A 16938-nucleotide genomic window follows, 5' to 3' on the forward strand; every position below is an offset into this window, starting at 1 on the left:
CCTCGATCAGGCAGCCCGGCATCTCCGCGGCCTGCTTCCCGCCCGGCATCTCCGCGGCCTGCTTCCCGCCCGGCATCTCCGCGGCCTGCTTCCCGCCCGGCATCTCCGCGGGCTGCTTCCCACCCGGCATCTCCCCGAGCCATTGCCTCACGAGTCGTCCCGTTCTCAACCGCCCAGTCGAAGTCGCAGCTTCGCAGGGCACAACTGTGTGGCCAGGTCGTTCCGAAGCGATCGGTTACAACCCTCCGCCCGGCTCACTCGTCGTACGACGCATGAGAAACCGCAGCCTCCCCCTGCCCGGTCTGCTTGCGCTGCTCCTCGCCGCTGCTGCCTGCACGGCCGACAAGCCCGGCCGCCCCGCCCCGGAACCCTCGGCCGCCCCCACCGTCCGCCCGTTCCCCCTGCGCGTCCCGAGCACCCACTACGTTCCCTCCGCGGAGGACAGCGGTAAGTACACGAGGGGCTTCCTGGCCGACTTCGTAGGCGACGAGAACCTGATCAAGGCGGACGACAGGGTCACGTACGACCTGACAGCCCTTCGTGGCCGCCTGGAACTGAGCCCGGACATCGGCCTCCACTGCCGGAAGGAGGACTTCCGCATCGAGTGTCCGACTTCCGCCGTCAACCGCGCCGGTTCGCCGTTCCAGCTCCGCGCCCTCCCCGGCACCCCGCGGGGCGAGGCCGGTCGCATCTCCGTCACCGCCACCCGCCGCAGCGGCCCGCCGGTCACCCGTACCGTCCAGGTCGTGGTCGGCTCCCCGAAGTTCCGCAAACCCAGCCCGGCCCGCCGCCTAGGCATGCACCCACGGTCCACCGTCCAGGTCGAGCCCGTCTTCTCGTACAAGGGCGATCTCACCCTCACCCAGGGCGTGACCGTCCTGGTGAAGGCCGACGGCGCCAGCCTCAAGAAGACGCACCGCAACTGCCGTTACGACAGCCTTGCCGCGCCCACCGTCGCCGAATGCGAATTCCCCGGACCGCTCACCGACGGCACCACGCGCCGGCTGACCGAACCGGTGGAGGCCACCGTCGACACCGCGGCCCGCGGCGGCGGAATCCCCACGCACGGCTCCCTCATGTACTCGGCCTGGCCGACCGGCACCCCCGACGAGTACGAGGGCCTGCCGGACGACGCCCTGCACGGCACCGACCCCCCGCTCACCCTGGCACCGGCCGACGAGGCCCCCCGTACGACCGGCACCGCCCCCGGCGGCGTCACCTTCACCACCTCCTACCAGGAGGCGAAGACCGACTGGGAAGCCCCGCCCGTCACACTCCGCGGCAGGCCGGGCCAGCGGGTGGAGCTGGAGATCCCAACGATGAAGTGGCACCTTCTGGACCGCCCAGGGCAGGCCCCCCACGCCGTGCGCCTGGTCCTCCCGGAAGGGACCACCGCCCACCTGAGCCCGCCGCCCAGCAGCGCCCCGGAGCCCGGCAGCGACCAGCCGACCAGCGACCACCAGCCGTTCTGTTCGAGGGAGCTGGGCGAAGGGACGGGAGCGGAACTGCGGACCGGCCCGGCGACCACCGTCCTCTGCTACCCCGGCATCGGCCGGAGCCTCCCCACCCTCACCGTGAGCCTCGACCGCCGTGTCGACGGAGCCGAAGGCCGCATCGAAACCCTCCCGGCGGACCAGGCCGACGACCCGAACCCGTCCAACAACAGCGCCCCGGTCCACGTGGAGTTCACCGACTGAACCCCTCCCGCGCTCACCCGCACGCCCCTGACATGCCACGGTGTGCCCGATGAGCCCAAGCACTTTGCAGTCGCCACATGCCCACGCCCTACGATTCCCGCGGCGGCATGGCGTTCGGCGCAGACGAACCGCGTGTGCTCCGGTGCGCCCTCGCGCTCTACAACAGGTCACGCGGCACAGCCCTCTATGCCTTGACCGATGCGGCCGATCTGGCGGCCTGCTCGATCTTCGCGCAGTAGGCGTCCCGGGCCTCCTCATCGATCTGCGTCTCTTGTTCGGGCCGCATCCCGGTTCGGCCATCGACGTCTTCTCGCAGGATGTCGGCGTGCCCGGCATGCCGGTTGGTCTCGCCGAGGACGTGGACCAGGATGGCGAACAGATTCGTGTGGCGATAAGGCTCCGGCCACCACGGCACGTGGCCGGGGGCGTCGAGGGGAAGCTCGTTGATCGTCGCGTCCGAGTGTTCCCACGTGCGCCGGTAGGACTCGATGATCTGATCGCGGGTCTCGTCCGCAGTCGCCCACAGATCGCTGCCGTCATGATCCTGCCACCGGGGCAGCGGTTCGGAGGAAGGACGGCCCAAGACCTCGCCGAAGTACCTGGCCTCAACACCGGCCACGTGCTTGACCAGCCCGAGGAGGTTGGTCCCGGTCGCTGTCAATGGTCGGCGGGCGTCGTATTCGGACAAGCCGTCGAGCTTCCAGAGCAGCGCCTTGCGGTCCCGCCGCAGTCTCCCGTGCAGGGTGTCCTTGGCGAATTCATCGATCATGCGGCACGAGCCTGCCATGGACTACTCACGGCCTCAAGATCCCCGTACGTGGACCGCAACGACCGGACGAGCCTCCAGCAGCTTCGGCGGTCGCCTCGCCTTTCGACAGGGCCGTGCTGTGCTTCCCGCCGATGTGCGGGAAGTTCCCGATGCGGGTCTGTGCGGCGGGATGAACCGGGTAGACCGCCGTCCCGAGCAGGGGCCGGGGCGGCGGATCGGTCGGTCTGCGGCTCAGCCGTGCGGTGGTTCAGTTGGCGGCGGCGACCCCCACGCCGATCCCGATGAAGAGGCAGCCGGTGACACGTTCCCAACGGCGCCGCACGGAGGGGCGGTTGAGGAGGGTGCGGAGCTTCGCGGCGACGGTGACGAGGCCGGCCCAGTAGACGACGCCGACGACGACGTCGAGTGCGCCCAGGAAGAAGATCTGGCTCGTGGTCGACGTGCTGCCGTGCTCGACGAACTGGGGAAGGACGCTGAGGAAGAAGAGGGCGGCCTTGGGGTTCAGGACATTGGTGAGCAAGCCCTCGGTGAAGGCGGCACGGCGGGTGAGGGGGGTGGGAGCGGGCGCGGAACCCGGCCCCTCGGATGCGGGTGCGCTGCTGGCCCGGGCGGCCAGCAACGCCCGTACGCCCAGGTAGACCAGGTACCCCGCGCCCGCGAACTTGATCGCGGTGAAGACCGCCGCGGACTGGGCGGCGAGCACCGACAGGCCGAGGGCAGCCGCCAGCACGTGGACACAGAGCCCGGTCTGCGCGCCGAGGGCGGCGGCGCGGCCCAGCGCGGGACGCTGGGCCGCGGCCCGCACGACAACGAGGAAGTCAGGGCCTGGTATCAGATAGGCGAGCAGGACAACACCGAGGAAACCCGCGAGATTGACCGACACTGCAAAACTCCGTTCGCCGACGGGTGGGTGGCATGCATGAGGTCCGCTGTTCCGCAGGCGGCGTGCGTGCGGCACAAGGCCGGGTACCTCGATCGTGGACGATCAATCAGGTGTTTTGATGCGGAGCGTCCTCGGTCGTGCCGTCGTCGAAGCGCACGTGGACCCCGCGGCGATGCGACTTGCCGAACTCCTCACCCCGGCCCGTATCGTGTCGCGTCCCGCGGAGGTCACGCCACCGGTCCCGCCTCCATCAGCGCCACAGTGCGGCCGATGCGGTCCTTCCCGTTCAGCGCCCGGGCACCGGAAGAAGGCCTCATCTGCCAGCCCTCGTCGCGCTCGGCGGCCTCGTCCACGGTCCCTGACGGCCCGAGCCGGGCGGCCCCCTCTGTAGGGTGCGTGGCGGACGCATGTACGACCATGTGTCGCACGTCCGTACGGAGAGAGCCGCATGCGCATGCCGGGCAGCACGAACGGGCCGAGGACGCGCCGAGGAGCCCTGCTCCTGACGGCGACGCTGCTGGCCCTCGCCTCCCTCGCCCCTCCCGCAGGCGCAGGCGGAGCCGCTTCCGCCACCGAGCTCGACGGCTTCACCCTGGAACAGGTCCCCAAGGCGCTCTTCGTCACGCCCGCGGAGGCCGAGGACTACCAGGACCTGCCGCCGTACGAGGTGGTCGTACGCACCACCGGCGCCGCCTCCGACCACCCCGTACGGGCCGTCTTCGACCTGAGCACGCTCGACCCCGAGAAGACCCGGGTCGGCGTGATGTCCAAGTCCTGCTCCCGCAAAGCCATGATCATCACCTGCACCCTTCCTCCCAGCCCGGGGAAGACGCCCGAGGTGCGCACCCTGGTGCCCTTCCACGTCGGCTCCAAGCGGCCGGCGCGCCCGGGGGAACGGGCCCGCATCGACGCCGAGTTCAGCGCGCGGGGCGCCACCGCCGTGCGCACCACGACCCCCGTCGTCTTCGCCAGGTACGTGGGCTCGGTCCTCGCGGGTGAACCCCTGAAGAACGTCCCGCCGGGCAGTACGGCACGGATGCCCCTGAGCTTCGTCAACGAGCGCACCGGCGGCGGCTTCGACTACCCCGACGGCATCACGCTGCACCTCAGGACAACCCCCGTCGACCCCGCCGAACCCCGCCCCGCCCTGACCCTGCCGCTCCACCGCAACTGCCGCTACGACAGCCTCGAAGCGCCCACCGAGGCACTGTGCGACTTCCCCGGCCCGATGCCCGCGGACACCGGCTACGCACTGACATCGCCGCTCGCGGTCGCCGTCGCGGAGGGCACCAGGGGCGGCCGGATCACCGCCGACATCATCCCCACCGGTTACGAGTTCGCCCCCTCCCCGCTCCCGGCCGGCGCCCCGCGCGGCACCGGCGACCCACTGACCGCGCGGCCCGTCGCGGCCGGCACGCCGAGCGCCATCAGGGCAGCCAGCACGTCGTGGCAGCTCACCACCCCGGCGGCCGACGAGGGCGGCGACATCGAGGTCTCCCCGCTCCTCATCGAGGGTGAGGTGGGCGAGAACGTAAAGGTCTGGATCCCCGACCCGGTCCGCCACGGCGAGACGTCCACAGGAGCATGGCGGCTGCAGGGCGGGGCCAGGAACGAACACCGAAGGCAGCACCTGACGCTTCCCGAGGGCTTCAGCTACGTGTCCGACCCGCTCCAGTTCGAGCAGACCGACTCGGCCTACTGCGCTCCGGTGAAGGGAAGGGTCCTCGGCTGCCCCGCGGAGATCGAGGCCTACGGCACCGTCGTCTGGCTGCACATCGACAAGAAGGTCGAGGGCGCCACCGCCCGGCTCACACTTGTGGACCCTCCCGCCTCGGACCGCGTCCCCGCCAACAACAGCGCACCGGTCGAGGTCCGGGTGCACGGCGAGATCACCCCCGTGCCCGAGGCCGCCCCCGCCGAACCGGGCACCCTCCGCCGCCTCGCCCCCTGGGCGGCCGGCTGCGCACTCCTCCTGGCTGCCCCCCTCCTGTGGTGGCTCCTCCCTCGCCGGAAGCCCCGCACCCACGACGACAACGACAGCGACAACAACAACAGCGACAACAACAACAGCAACGACAACAACAGCAACAGCAGCGGCGGCAACGCGCCTACGCCGCCCGGCTGAGGCGCGGGCGGCAGCCGCAGCGGTGCGGGCGAGGGTGCGGCCGGTGGTCGACGTCGTCCTGGCCGCCGCCGACGTCGTGGCCGTCGTGTACGTGATGCACGGCGCGTTCAAACGCCACCGCCTGCCCGCCGAAGCCGGCCGCTACCTCTCCTACGTCCTGCGCGGCCGACCCCACCCCCGAGGCATGGACGAACAGATCGTCCAGAGGCCATCGACGACCACACCGCCCCGTCGGGCGGGGCCGCATGACGGCCGTCGACCTGCTGTCAAGCTGCTCAAGAGACAGATGTACGGCGGTACGGCCGGGCCCACTCCGATCGCTCCGCCACCCTGGCGACAGGCCAGGGCGGCGTCTCAGGCGGCGGGCTGGGTGCCGGGAGCCGGTTCCTTGGGACCCTCGGCGAGCAGCAGTGCGAGGATTCCGGGGAAACGGGCTTCGAACTCCGCGCGTCGCAGTTGGACCTTGCGGCTGTTTCCGCGGTCGACCTGGTGGATCAGTCCCGCTTCGCGCAGGATGCGGAAGTGGTGGGTGAGCGTGGACTTGCCCACTGGCAGGCCGAAGGACATGCAGGTGCGTTCGACACCGTCCTCCTCCCGGACGAGATCTGTGATGACGCGCCGGCGCAGCGGGTCGGTCAGGGCGGTCAGGACGCGCCCCAGTTCGACGTCCTTGAGCTCGGGGTGGAACAAATCTGTGGTCATGTCGGCCCTCTCTGTCTCTCCCTTCCCCCTAGGGTACGCTGTCGGCCGTACCTGCATGCCGTCACCGTCACCGTCCGCGCGGTGAGGCGGTTGCGGTGCGGTGTCCGGCCGCCTGAGGGCCTGGTCCTGCCACCGTCGAGGCCCGTTGCCGGCGCGGCCCCAGCAGTCGGCCGAGTACGTCCTGGAGTTCGTCGGCGCGCACCGCGTGCGAGGGTGACGACCAGGCGATGTAGCCGTCGGGGCGGATGAGCCGGACGCAGGGCCGCGGGTGGGAGAGGGCGGCACCGATGGTGCTCTCGAGCCGGTCGGACCAGGCGGCGGCAGCTTCTGCGGCGGCGCTCGCCCCCTGCGCCTCGTCGAGCAGGACGGCACGGCCGCCTGCCAGCAGGTCGCTGAGGCGCAGTCCCGTGTGGACGCCGCCCAGGGCGCGGTCCTGGGCGAAACCGTGGCCGTAGGCGACGTCCTGGCCGCTGATCATGTCGCCGATGCGGCGGTTCGCCTCGGGGAGGGTGAGGAGCTCACGGTAGTGGGTGCGCAGCGGGTCGAACCGGCTGGAGGGGTCCATCAGCGTGGCCTGGATCCGGGTGTTCTCGATGGCGCGGCGGGCGGTCGGCCGCCGTTCCTGCGTATAGGTGTCAAGGAGCTTCTCCGGCGCCCCGTCGCGCAGCACGGCGGAGAGTTTCCAGCCCAGGTTGAACGCGTCCTGCAGTCCGAGGTTCAGGCCCTGACCGCCGACGGGAAAGTGCACATGGGCAGCGTCACCGGCCAGCAGGACGCGGCCGCTGCGGTACGTGTCGGCCAGGCGGGCGAAGTCGCTGAAGCGTCCGGCAGGGCCGAGGTCGGTCATGGGGACGGGGTGCCCTGCGATGCGCGCTGTGGTCTCGCCGAGCTCGGCCAGGGTGACCGGTGCGCGCCGGTCCTCGTGCCGCGCGGCGAAGTCGAAGGTGAGCACCCGGCTGACGCCGAACGGGTTGACGTTCATCATGACCCAGCCTCTGGGGGTCTGGTGCCATCCCGGCAACGCCCGGGCGGGATCGGACAGCCGCACCATCCCGACCAGCGCCGCACAGGTGGCGGGGTGTTCGGTCGAGCTGATGCCGGCCCATGTGCGGACGGTGCTGCGGGCGCCGTCGCAGCCGACGACCCATCCCGCCGTGACGGTTGAGCCGTCGGCGAGTTCCACCTCGACGCTTTCGTCACCCGGACGGACCTCGCGCACTGTGGCGCCGCGCACGACGGTGCCGCCCAAGTCCCGTGTGCGCGCCTCGAAGTAGCGCTCGATCTGGGCCTGGGGCATGCCCACCACGGGCGCGCCCTCGGAGGCGGGGGCGTTGATGGTGAGCCCCGGCATGCCGGCGAAGTGGAAGGCCGTACTCGTACGTTCCTGTGCCGTGACACCGAGGGGGCCGCCGGGCAGCACGCCGCGCCGTGCCAGGGACTGCGCGGTACGGGCGTGCAGAGTGCCGGCCCGGGGCTCGTCCGCGGTTTGCTCCGCACGCTCGAGGACCACCACCCGGACTTGGCGCAGGGCGAGTTCGGCCGCGAGCAGCATGCCGACGGGGCCACCTCCGACGACAACTACGTCTGCTGCGGCGGGGAGGGGCGGCAAGGGCATGGAGACCTCCAGGGGTACGATGTGTAACGTACCTTCCATGGTACGTTACGGACCGTACCTTGGTTCGGTGTTCGCCGTACCAGTCCGTCCTGCCTATGGAGCACGCCATGCCCGACGCTGCCCCGAACCTCACCGCAACGCCCCCGGTGCAACTGCCAACAGCCGACGCCGGCCCGGCCCGCGCCGGCAGCAGCAAGGTCCTCCTCGCCGCCGTCCTGCTGGGCTGCCTGATCGTCCCCACCGGCGTCTCAGGTACCGGCGTCGCCCTGCCGGCCATCGCCGCCGACACCGGTGCCAGCGCCGCCACCCTCCAGTGGGTGGTCAATGCCTTCAACCTCGCTTTTGCCTGTTCCACCCTGCTCGCCGGCTCACTCGCCGACATCTTCGGCCGCAAACGCCTCTTCATGACCGGCGCGAGCACGTTCCTCGTGGCATCCATCCTCAGTGCGAGTACCACGAACATCGTGGTGCTCGACATCGCCCGCGCTCTCGCGGGCATAGGAGCGGCCGCCATCTTCTCCTGCGGCGGAGCCCTCCTCGCCACCAACTTCGAGGGCAAGAGCCAGTTGCGCGCCTTCGCCTTCATGGGCACAGCGGCCGGTCTGGGTCTGGGGCTCGGCCCCACCATCTCCGGTCTGCTCGTCGACCGGCTGGGCTGGCAGACGATCTTCGTCTTCAATGCGGTCGGCATCGCTGTCGTGCTGATCCTGGTCGCCATCGCCAAGTCCGCTCCCGAAACTCTGCGGCACGAGGCGAGCATCGACACCCCCGGCTCCGTCACCTTCGTCGGCGGATTGCTGCTGCTGATCTTCGCCATCGTCCAGGGCGGCGCCTGGGGTTGGACCGCACCCGGAACGCTCGCCCTGCTGGCCGCCGGTGTCGTTCTGCTCGCTGTCTTCGTGGCCGTCGAACGGCGGTGCGAGCACCCCATGTTCGACTTCTCGGTACTGCGCGACCGCCGCATGGTCGGGCTGATCATGGTGCCGGTCACCGCGTCCTTCGGCTTCGTCACCCTGCTCACTTACCTGCCGACGTACATGTCCATGGCATGGGGCGACAGCGTGGGCACCGCCGGACTGAAGATGCTCGTCATGACGGTCCCCATCGTCATCGCCCCGGTCCTGGCCGGCTGGATCGCTCAGCGTGGCGTGGAACCACGTCACATCCTCGCCTGCAGCCTGCTGTTCTTCGTCATCGGCCCGGCCTGGCTGCTCGTCATCGGCCCCCAGGCCTCGTTCCTCTCCGTCATCGTCCCGATGGTCCTGATCGGCGCGGGCTTCGGCCTCGGTGTCGGTCTGGTCGACGGCGAAGCCCTGCGCCTGGTCAGCCCTGAGAAGTCGGGCATGGCCGCCGGACTGGTCAACACCGCCCGACTGGGCAGCGAGGCCATCGCCGTCGCCATCTACGGCGCCCTGCTGACCACGTTCACCGCCTCGAAGATCACCGACAGCGTGCAGCGGGCCGCCGGCCCCGGCGTGGATCCGCACGAGATCGCCGACCAAGTCTCCACCGGCAAGATCACCGAGGCCGCGGCGCATGCTCCCGCCGCCGACCGCGCAGATTTCGCCCACAGCCTCATCACCGGCTACGACGCGGCACTGCACACCATGCTCTGGGTTCTCGTCGCCGTCGGCGCCCTCCTGACCGTCCTGGTCGTCGGCCTTCTGCGTCCCTCCACGAGGACCCGCTGACCGGCGACCCTCCCCGGCCGCCGCAGTGCGGCCCCCTCAACTCCCGCCCCCGGCCGCCATCCCCCGTTTCCGGCCGGGGGCGGGTCCGTGACATCCGGCTCGCCGCACTTCGAGCTCACCGTCTCCCGGTCCGGGGGCGGCGAGTTGGCCGTGCGGCTCTTCTGGTCGCGCTTCACCGGCGAAATGGATCTCAGCCGAAGGCAAGGCGTCCGATCTCGGCCAGCCGGGCGGCTACCCGGTCGGACGGGCGGTCCCGGTATGGCGTGACATCGGAACTCCCGGCTCGTGCGGGTGACTCGATTGGCGCCTGCATCAACCGGGGTCCGTTATGTACGGGCCGGCCGCATCGACCGACTGTTGTTACCGGCATCCTCATCGGCTCGTCGGAATTCCAAATCACGCTGAAGGGCTTGTGACTTGGTTCATAGTGCAATTGCCAAGCATTCAAGTACGATCTTGATAGAACCAAGGGGGTGGCCGATATGGCCGCCACCGAGCGAGGGGCTTCCTGGAGCTCCCTCCGCCGAAATGCCGAAGAGGCGTGAAGGGTTAACGGGAGACGGGGGACGTGTGACGCTGTCGCTGTTTGGATGCAGGGCCAAATCTCCATGCGCGGCCTTCGGGTACCTGCGTGCCGACGCGTGTTGGCCCGGATCGGCAGGCCCGCGAACCGCACCTGCTGCAAGGAATGGTCTCATCGGACTGTCCTGATTCAGGATGTTTCGATCGGGTTCGGCACTAGGTACTGCTGTTGAACCCGCAGAAAACCATGCGTACATGGAAACGGGGGAGCGACGGTTTCCGTCGCACAAGGTATGTCAATTATGGATCCGTTGATCAGTGCTGCCACATTGTGTCTGCAACAGAGGGTCAGATATTTCAGACAGGGTATTTCTCTGCCCTTTTCAGATAAGGAACCCTGTACGGCTTCCGGCTGCCGCCGAAGACGCGCGTAGGGTTTAGTCATCCCAATTCCCTCATGGTTCCGCAGGGGTGGTGCGGCGTTGCGCCGATTCCCCCGGACATGAGGTCTGTTGCGAAAGCGCGCGCCTCGGGAAGAATTCCGTGTCGCCCGCGGATCGTTTCCAGAAGCGGCTTGATGATGCAGCCGTGCCGTCGGCCGTACGGCCTTCCCCTGACTCGGTTCAGTCACTGGCGAGGCCGTCTTCGGCCGCCCTTTCATCATCTCGGCACTCCGAGCCGTCTTTTCCCTGCCTGCGTCGTGTCCGGGTGCTGCTGCGCGCAGCCCTGCCCGCCGTCGTGGACCCTGCCCGGCCTGCGCCCATGCCTGCCGCCGCGCCCTGGCGCGGCCCGTCAGGTGTCGGACGCTGCCGGTCCCGCAAGGTTCTTTCGCCCCACGAAGGAGAAGTCATGAGTTCTGTCACCGTCGCGACCCCCGTCGCCGACAAGCCCACCGTCCACGCCATTCCCCATCTCGAAACTCCGCCGCCCTACCGGGAGTTGTCGCGGAGTGACGGCCTCCCGTGGATCGAACTGCCCAGCGGGCACGATGCGATCAACCTGACCAGCTACGGGGATGTCCGCGCCGTCCTGGCCGACTCCACTTCCAGCAGGGCGGAGTGCAACGTCGAGGGAGGCCCCAGCTTCATGCCCACGACCTGGGCTCCGGAGGTGCTGATCAACCTGGACCAGCCGGTCCATGCCCGGATGCGTACCTTCATCTCGCAGGACTTCAGCGTGCAGGGGATCGCCCGGCTGGGACCGATCGTGGAACAGGTCACCGGCGAGTGCCTGGCGGCCATGCGGGACGGAACCGCCGAACCCGATCTCGTCCGTTCGGTGTTCGAGGTGGTCACTCCCGCCGTCACCGGTGAACTGCTGGGGGTACCGGCCGAGAAGTGGGCCTGGATGCACGCCGCCGGCCGAGTCATCCAGATGGCGGACCCCATGGACATCGAAGGTCTCGCCACGAACTGGACCGAGTTGTACGGCTACGTGCAGAAGCTGGTCCGCGGCGAGGAACCGGCAGCGCCCGGCGGGCTCATCGACCACTACAGGCGCCGGGCGAAGGAGGCGGACCCTCAGCTCACCCCAACGGATATCGACGGCATCGTGATGGGGATCGTCCTCGGCGGCGACAACAACGTCTCCACCATGCTGGCAAAGACCGCGTGTGTGGCACTGAGCCTGCCACACATCTGGGCCCGACTCGTCGAGGACCGCGCGGCCGTACCGGCGCTGATCGAAGAGGTCCTGCGGCTGATGCCGCTCGGCACGCCGGGCACGTTTCCCCGGCTGCTCAAGCAGGACCTCGCCACCAGCTACGGGACCATCCCGGCCGGCACCGTGGTCTATCCGAACGTCAACCAGGCGAACCGGGATCCGCAGGTCTTCCCCGAACCGCTGTCGATCGACCTCGACCGCAACGCCAAGCGGCACCTCCAGTTCGGGTACGGCATGCACCACTGCATGGGGGCGGCCATGACCCGGCTGGAGATGAGCCTCGTACTGAACAAGGTGCTCGAGGAGATGCCCGGTCTGCGCCTGGCCTGCGAGGCCGATGAGGTGCCCTGGGACCTGGGCATCGGACTGCGTCGTCCCTCTTCGCTCCCGGTCACGTGGTGACCTTCCGGCGCGCTCGCTGAACACCTGCGGTCCAGGGCGGCCGGAATGCATCCGGCCGCCCTGCATCCCGCGAAAGCCGCCCGGCCGAACCTTTCCCGGCGCGGGATCCGATCAAGGAAACTGCCCAGCCGCCTGTGATCCCGCTGTATCTGCCCCCCAAGGGCTCCCGACTGCCCAATTCCCCTGAAATGCACAACAAGTCTGCCCGGACACATGGAGGTTTACGTGATGAGCGTCATGACCCGCGAGCGCCACATGAATTCCTCGCAGCTCTCTTTCGCTGCGACGGTTCCACGCGTGAAGGTGCACAGAGAAGCCGTGTGTGAGGTGTTCTTGACGGATTCGGCGCAGGCCGGGCCCGACTCATTCCTCGTGGGAGCCCAACTTCCCCGAGTTCACAGTTTCTACAGTGACTTCCTCCTGGCTCCCAGGAACTACGACCCGTTGCTCCTGGCGGAGGTGTGCCGGCAGGCCTCGATACTTCTCGCGCACGAGTACTTCGGCGTCGCGCTGAACCAGAAATTCATTCTGAACTACAGCAACCTGCGTGTGGTTGACCGGGCGGGGCTCCGCGTCGGCGAAAGGCCGGGCAAGTCGGCGGTCGAAGTCACCATCACCGAGCGGAAATTCCGCGGCACCGAAACCGTCGGCTATACGGCGGCCATGCACGTCGACCTGGACGGACGTTCCGTGGTGACGCTCGACATCGCGATCCAGTGGATGCCGGGAAGTGCCTGGGACAAGCTCAGGGAGCGCGGACGCGCCCACCTGCCGGTGAGCTCCGGGCAGACCTTCCGGACCCCGCACCCTGCGGACCCCTCCGTCGTGGGCCGGCTGGATCCGGCGAATGTGGTCATCAGTACGCCGTGCGCCGACGCCTCCGGCTTCACCGCCGATGTAGTGGTCGACCAGTCGCACGCCGCACTCTTCGACCACCCGCTCGACCACATCCCGGGTGTGCTGCTGTTCGAGGCGTGCCGCCAGATGGCTGTCGCCAGCGCGCACGACCACTTCGGCTTCGCCCCGCAGCGGCTGGCGGTGGAGTCCTGCCGGGTGGAGTTCAGCCGCTTCGGGGAGTTCGAACTGCCCACCGTCTGCCAGGCGGAGGTGCCGGTCCTGGACGCCGCCGGCGACTCCCTGCGCACCCGCCTGACCGTGTCCCAGGACGGCCTGCCCATCTCCACCGCGGAGGTAGGCCTCGCCCTGGTGCGCGGCGCCTGGTAGACCGCGGCGCCGCTGCCGCCCCATTGCCCAGTCACACAAGGAGGACTTCATGACTCTCAAGACCATCTGGTTCGACTTCGGTGGTGTGCTCTCGCCCCCGATAGCGGACCTGTTCGACGCGTACCACCAAAAGACCGGTGTTCCGGGAAAGCAGTTGTGGTCAGCCATGGAGGACGTCGGCAACGAATTCGGCATGCCGGGACTCGCCCCTGTGGAGATCGCGGCGGTCAGTGAAATCGACTGGGGGAGGCGAGTCGCGGAGAACCTGACCAGGCGCTACCCAGAAATTGACCTCTCCAGGTGCGAGTTCGAAACATTCGGCAGGCAGTGGTTCGGCGGCCTCGAACCGAACTTCCTGATGATCTCGACACTGCGACAGCTGTGCGACGCGGGATTCACGGTGGGTATTCTCACCAACAACGTGGTGGAATGGGAGCCTTATTGGAAGGAAATGATCGGTGTCGCGGACGAGGTTGCGGCGGTCATTGACTCCTGCAAGGTCGGCATACGCAAACCCGACTCCAAGATCTTCCGCGTCGCCGCCGAATCTGTCGACTCCGAAGCCTCCGACTGCCTTCTGATCGATGACGTTCTCGAGAACTGCGAGGCAGCCCGCCGGGAAGGGTGGCAGGCAATTCACTTTCGATCCAACGCCCAGGCTGCGCGGGACATCGCATTCCACACCGGCATGCCCAGCATTGTCTGAAAACGGTGCATCGCGCGGCGAGTGGCACAGGAGCGGCGGTCGAGCAGGCCCGTCCGGTGTGAGCCGGGGGAAGTCACGTGGGGAAGGACATTCATGACGGTCAGCCAAGAAGCACCTGCCGGTCGAGCTGGTGCCGTAGAGGCCGGAGAAAACGCTGACCTGGGCGGGCTGTTGATGAGAGCCGCGGCACAGTTCCCGGAGCACGGGGTGGGCTACTGCTCGGGAGAGCGGCCCCTCGCCTTCGCGCTCCGCACCTATCCGCAGCTCCTCGGGGAGTCGCTCCGTCTGCTGAACTCCCTGCGGGAGGCGGGGGTTCGTCCGGGGCGCGTAGTGGCGCTGCTGCTCGAGAAGCCCGAGGACTTCATTCCGGCTTTCTGGGCGTGCCTGCTCGGAGGGATCACCGCCTGCCCGCTGGTTCCTGTCCGGGACGACCCACAGCGCTGGGCGGCGCAGTTGAACCATGCCAACACCCTGCTGGAGGGACCGCTCGTGGTCACCGACGGCCGGATACGTGAGGAACTTCCCGCTGTCCACGGGCTGGCAATCGTCACGCTCGACTGCCTTGCCTCGGCCTCGGCCGACACGGACGCGAGCACTGTCCCGGTGACCGCCGCCGGGCCGGACGACGTTGCGCTGCTGGTGCTCACCTCCGGCTCCACCGGCGCTGCCAAGGCAGTTCGGCTCACCCACGACAACCTCCTGGCCTCCATGGCGGCGAAGGCCGGGACGCAGTCGCTCGCCGCCCAGGACGTGACACTCAACTGGATCTCCTACGACCACGTCGCCGCGCTGCTGGAGGCACACCTGCTTCCGCTGTCCGTAGGCGCGGTGCAGCTGCAGACGTCGCCGGAGTCGGTGCTGGCCGATCCAGTGCACTTCCTGGAGCTCATCGATGCCCATCGGGTGACGATGACGTTCACCCCGAACTTCCTGCTCGGGCTGATCAACAAGGCGCTCGACCAGCTACCGTCCCCCCTGACTCTGGACCTGTCCTGCCTGCGGCACATCGTTTCCGGCGGTGAGGCCAACCCAGTGGCCACCGGCGTCGGCTTCCTCGACCGGCTGGCCCCCCATGGGCTGCACCGGGGCGCCCTGTGGCCCGCCTTCGGGATGACCGAGACCTGCGCCGGCAGCATCTACAACAGCGAGTTCCCCGACGCGGACCACGGGGCCGAGTTCGCGGCGGTCGGACGGCCGGTCGAGGGGCTGCGCATCAGGGTGGCGGAAGAGGGCAGCGACGGGCTCCTCGCCGATGGCGAGGTCGGCGAAGTCCAGCTCACCGGCCCGATGATCACCGGCGGGTACTGGAACAACAAGGAGGCGACCGAGAACGCGTTCACGGCGGACGGCTGGTTCCGGACCGGTGACCTCGGTCAGCTCAACGAGGGGCGACTGACCCTGGTGGGGCGGAGCAAGGACAGCATCATTGTCAACGGCGTCAACTACCACAGCCACGACCTCGAGTCGGTGCTCGACGACCTCGAAGGCGTGGAGAAGTCCTTCGTCGCCGCGTTCCCGACGCGCCCCGGGGGCAGCGACAGCGAGCAGCTCGCCGTCGCGTTCGCGGCCACCCCCGATGTGGCCGGCGACGAGGCGGCGCTCCACCGCCTGCTCATCGCGATCCGCAGCAGTGTCGTACTGCACTGGGGATTCCGACCGGCGCTGCTGTTGCCGCTTCCCAAGGACGCCTTTCCCAAGACAAGTCTGGGCAAGGTTCCGCGCTCGCTCATGCGACGCCGGCTGGAGGCGGGCGACTACGCCGCTCACCTGGAGTCGGCCGAGGCATTGGTGGCCCGTCAGCTCGGCGGCCACGTGGCCCCGGCAGGCGCAGTCGAGGAGACTCTCGCGGAGCTGTACGGCGAGCTCTTCGAGACGGAACCGTCCACGATCAGCGCCACCGCCGGCTTCTTCGACCTCGGCGGGACTTCGCTGGACATTCTGCGCCTGAAGAGCCTGGTCTCCCAGCGCTTCCCCGGCGTGGAGCTCCCGGTACTCGCGATCCTCACCTCACCCAGCGTCCGGGCGCTGGCCGCACGCATCGAGGCGGGCCGCTCCGGGGAGCCCGCCCCGTACGACCCGATCGTTGCGCTCCAGACCAGTGGGGACGGCACGCCACTCTTCTGCGTCCACCCCGGCGTCGGCGAGGTGCTCGTCTTCGTGAACCTGGCCAAGTACTTCGTTCACGAGCGGCCCTTCTACGCCCTGCGGGCACGCGGCTTCAACCCGGGGGAGAAGCCGTTCGGGAGCTTCATGGAAATGGCCGGCACCTACGTGGAGGCGATCCGCTCCAGGCAGCCGCACGGCCCCTACGCGATCGCCGGGTACTCCTTCGGCGCGGCAGTGGCCTTCGAGGTGGCCAAACTCCTTGAGGCGGAAGGCGAGCGCGTGGACTTCCTGGGCAGCTTCAACCTGCCCCCGCACATCAAGTACCGCATGGACGAACTCGACTTCGTCGAGACCGCAGTCAACCTGGCCATGTTCCTGGACCTGGTGCCCGAGCAGCAGGCGAAGACACTGCCCGCCGAGCTGCGCGCTCTGGGCAAGCAGGAGCAGCTCGGCCACCTGATCGACCTCGCGCCCCCGGACCGGCTGGCCGAACTCGACCTGGACCTGGCGAGGTTCACCGCTTGGGCGGACCTCGCCGACGGCCTCACCGGTCTCGGCCGGACCTACCGGCCCGACGGCAGCGTCGCCGCCATGAGCGTCTTCTACGCCGTTCCGCTGCGCGGCAGCAAGGAGGACTGGCTGAACAACGAGCTCAAGCGCTGGGAGGACTTCACCCGCGAGCCGCCCCGGTACCTCGATGTGCCCGGCGAGCACTACACCCTCATGGGGCCGAAGCACGTGGCTGCCTTCCAGGCGGTCCTGCGGGCGGAACTCGGCCGGGCGCTGTCCAATCCGTCCGCTGAGAGCAACCTGACGCAACCTGGCGGGAGTTGA

The 16938-nt window shown here is 68.9% G+C and carries 12 protein-coding genes; 7 read left to right on the forward strand and 5 right to left on the reverse strand.

Going from position 1 to position 16938, the window contains the following annotated elements; genetic code table 11:
• Positions 1-272 precede the first annotated feature (272 nt).
• The gene (locus ACFWVV_RS20050) at positions 273-1697 is read left to right on the forward strand and encodes a hypothetical protein (RefSeq protein WP_384352881.1); all 1425 of its coding nucleotides are present in this window, start codon (positions 273-275) and stop codon (positions 1695-1697) included.
• 184 nt (positions 1698-1881) lie between these two features.
• Here ACFWVV_RS20050 and ACFWVV_RS20055 read toward each other — a convergent pair whose 3' ends face one another.
• The 3 genes from ACFWVV_RS20055 to ACFWVV_RS20065 form a co-directional block, all read right to left on the reverse strand.
• Positions 1882-2466: a DinB family protein gene (locus ACFWVV_RS20055; RefSeq protein WP_384352884.1), complete on the reverse strand. Its 585-nt coding sequence runs from the start codon at positions 2464-2466 to the stop codon at positions 1882-1884.
• A 247-nt stretch (positions 2467-2713) separates the two neighbouring features.
• On the reverse strand, positions 2714-3349 hold the full coding sequence (locus ACFWVV_RS20060; RefSeq protein WP_384352887.1) for a LysE family translocator: 636 nt from the start codon (positions 3347-3349) through the stop codon (positions 2714-2716).
• Positions 3350-3576: 227 nt separating this feature from the next.
• Positions 3577-3768, reverse strand: a complete 192-nt coding sequence (locus ACFWVV_RS20065; protein WP_384352890.1) for a hypothetical protein — start codon at positions 3766-3768, stop codon at positions 3577-3579.
• 35 nt (positions 3769-3803) lie between these two features.
• Between ACFWVV_RS20065 and ACFWVV_RS20070 the strand changes: the two genes are divergently transcribed.
• On the forward strand, positions 3804-5474 hold the full coding sequence (locus ACFWVV_RS20070; RefSeq protein WP_384352893.1) for a hypothetical protein: 1671 nt from the start codon (positions 3804-3806) through the stop codon (positions 5472-5474).
• 354 nt (positions 5475-5828) lie between these two features.
• On the opposite strand, the gene ACFWVV_RS20075 is transcribed toward ACFWVV_RS20070, so the two are convergent.
• Both ACFWVV_RS20075 and ACFWVV_RS20080 read right to left on the reverse strand, forming a co-directional pair.
• Complete coding sequence (locus ACFWVV_RS20075) at positions 5829-6176, reverse strand: ArsR/SmtB family transcription factor (RefSeq protein WP_384352896.1); 348 nt, start codon at positions 6174-6176, stop codon at positions 5829-5831.
• Positions 6177-6243: 67 nt separating this feature from the next.
• Positions 6244-7791 (reverse strand): FAD-dependent monooxygenase, encoded by a 1548-nt coding sequence (locus ACFWVV_RS20080; protein WP_384352899.1) that lies wholly within the window; start codon positions 7789-7791, stop codon positions 6244-6246.
• Positions 7792-7898: 107 nt separating this feature from the next.
• On the opposite strand from ACFWVV_RS20080, the gene ACFWVV_RS20085 reads away from it, so the two are divergent.
• The 5 genes from ACFWVV_RS20085 (at position 7899) to ACFWVV_RS20105 (ending at position 16938) form a co-directional block, all read left to right on the forward strand.
• Positions 7899-9482, forward strand: coding sequence for an MFS transporter (locus ACFWVV_RS20085; RefSeq protein WP_384352902.1), 1584 nt, complete (start codon positions 7899-7901; stop codon positions 9480-9482).
• Between the two features lie 1371 nt (positions 9483-10853).
• Positions 10854-12068: a cytochrome P450 gene (locus ACFWVV_RS20090; RefSeq protein ID WP_384352905.1), complete on the forward strand. Its 1215-nt coding sequence runs from the start codon at positions 10854-10856 to the stop codon at positions 12066-12068.
• A gap of 228 nt (positions 12069-12296) precedes the next feature.
• Positions 12297-13292, forward strand: a complete 996-nt coding sequence (locus ACFWVV_RS20095) for a ScbA/BarX family gamma-butyrolactone biosynthesis protein (RefSeq protein ID WP_384352908.1) — start codon at positions 12297-12299, stop codon at positions 13290-13292.
• Between the two features lie 49 nt (positions 13293-13341).
• Positions 13342-13998 (forward strand): HAD-IA family hydrolase, encoded by a 657-nt coding sequence (locus ACFWVV_RS20100; protein ID WP_384352911.1) that lies wholly within the window; start codon positions 13342-13344, stop codon positions 13996-13998.
• 174 nt (positions 13999-14172) lie between these two features.
• A complete protein-coding gene (locus tag ACFWVV_RS20105; RefSeq protein ID WP_384352914.1) occupies positions 14173-16938 on the forward strand; it encodes an AMP-binding protein in 2766 nt (921 codons plus the stop codon).

Source organism: Streptomyces sp. NPDC058663 (genome assembly GCF_042716745.1).
Taxonomy (GTDB): domain Bacteria; phylum Actinomycetota; class Actinomycetes; order Streptomycetales; family Streptomycetaceae; genus Streptomyces.

Coding starts and splice junctions, on each gene's coding strand:
- ACFWVV_RS20050 (WP_384352881.1), top strand. CDS start 273: ATGAGAAACCGCAGCCTCCCCCTGCCCGGTCTGCTTGCGCTGCTCCTC.
- ACFWVV_RS20055 (WP_384352884.1), bottom strand. CDS start 2,466: ATGATCGATGAATTCGCCAAGGACACCCTGCACGGGAGACTGCGGCGG.
- ACFWVV_RS20065 (WP_384352890.1), bottom strand. CDS start 3,768: ATGGTCGTACATGCGTCCGCCACGCACCCTACAGAGGGGGCCGCCCGG.
- ACFWVV_RS20070 (WP_384352893.1), top strand. CDS start 3,804: ATGCCGGGCAGCACGAACGGGCCGAGGACGCGCCGAGGAGCCCTGCTC.
- ACFWVV_RS20075 (WP_384352896.1), bottom strand. CDS start 6,176: ATGACCACAGATTTGTTCCACCCCGAGCTCAAGGACGTCGAACTGGGG.
- ACFWVV_RS20080 (WP_384352899.1), bottom strand. CDS start 7,791: ATGCCCTTGCCGCCCCTCCCCGCCGCAGCAGACGTAGTTGTCGTCGGA.
- ACFWVV_RS20085 (WP_384352902.1), top strand. CDS start 7,899: ATGCCCGACGCTGCCCCGAACCTCACCGCAACGCCCCCGGTGCAACTG.
- ACFWVV_RS20090 (WP_384352905.1), top strand. CDS start 10,854: ATGAGTTCTGTCACCGTCGCGACCCCCGTCGCCGACAAGCCCACCGTC.
- ACFWVV_RS20095 (WP_384352908.1), top strand. CDS start 12,297: ATGAGCGTCATGACCCGCGAGCGCCACATGAATTCCTCGCAGCTCTCT.
- ACFWVV_RS20100 (WP_384352911.1), top strand. CDS start 13,342: ATGACTCTCAAGACCATCTGGTTCGACTTCGGTGGTGTGCTCTCGCCC.
- ACFWVV_RS20105 (WP_384352914.1), top strand. CDS start 14,173: ATGAGAGCCGCGGCACAGTTCCCGGAGCACGGGGTGGGCTACTGCTCG.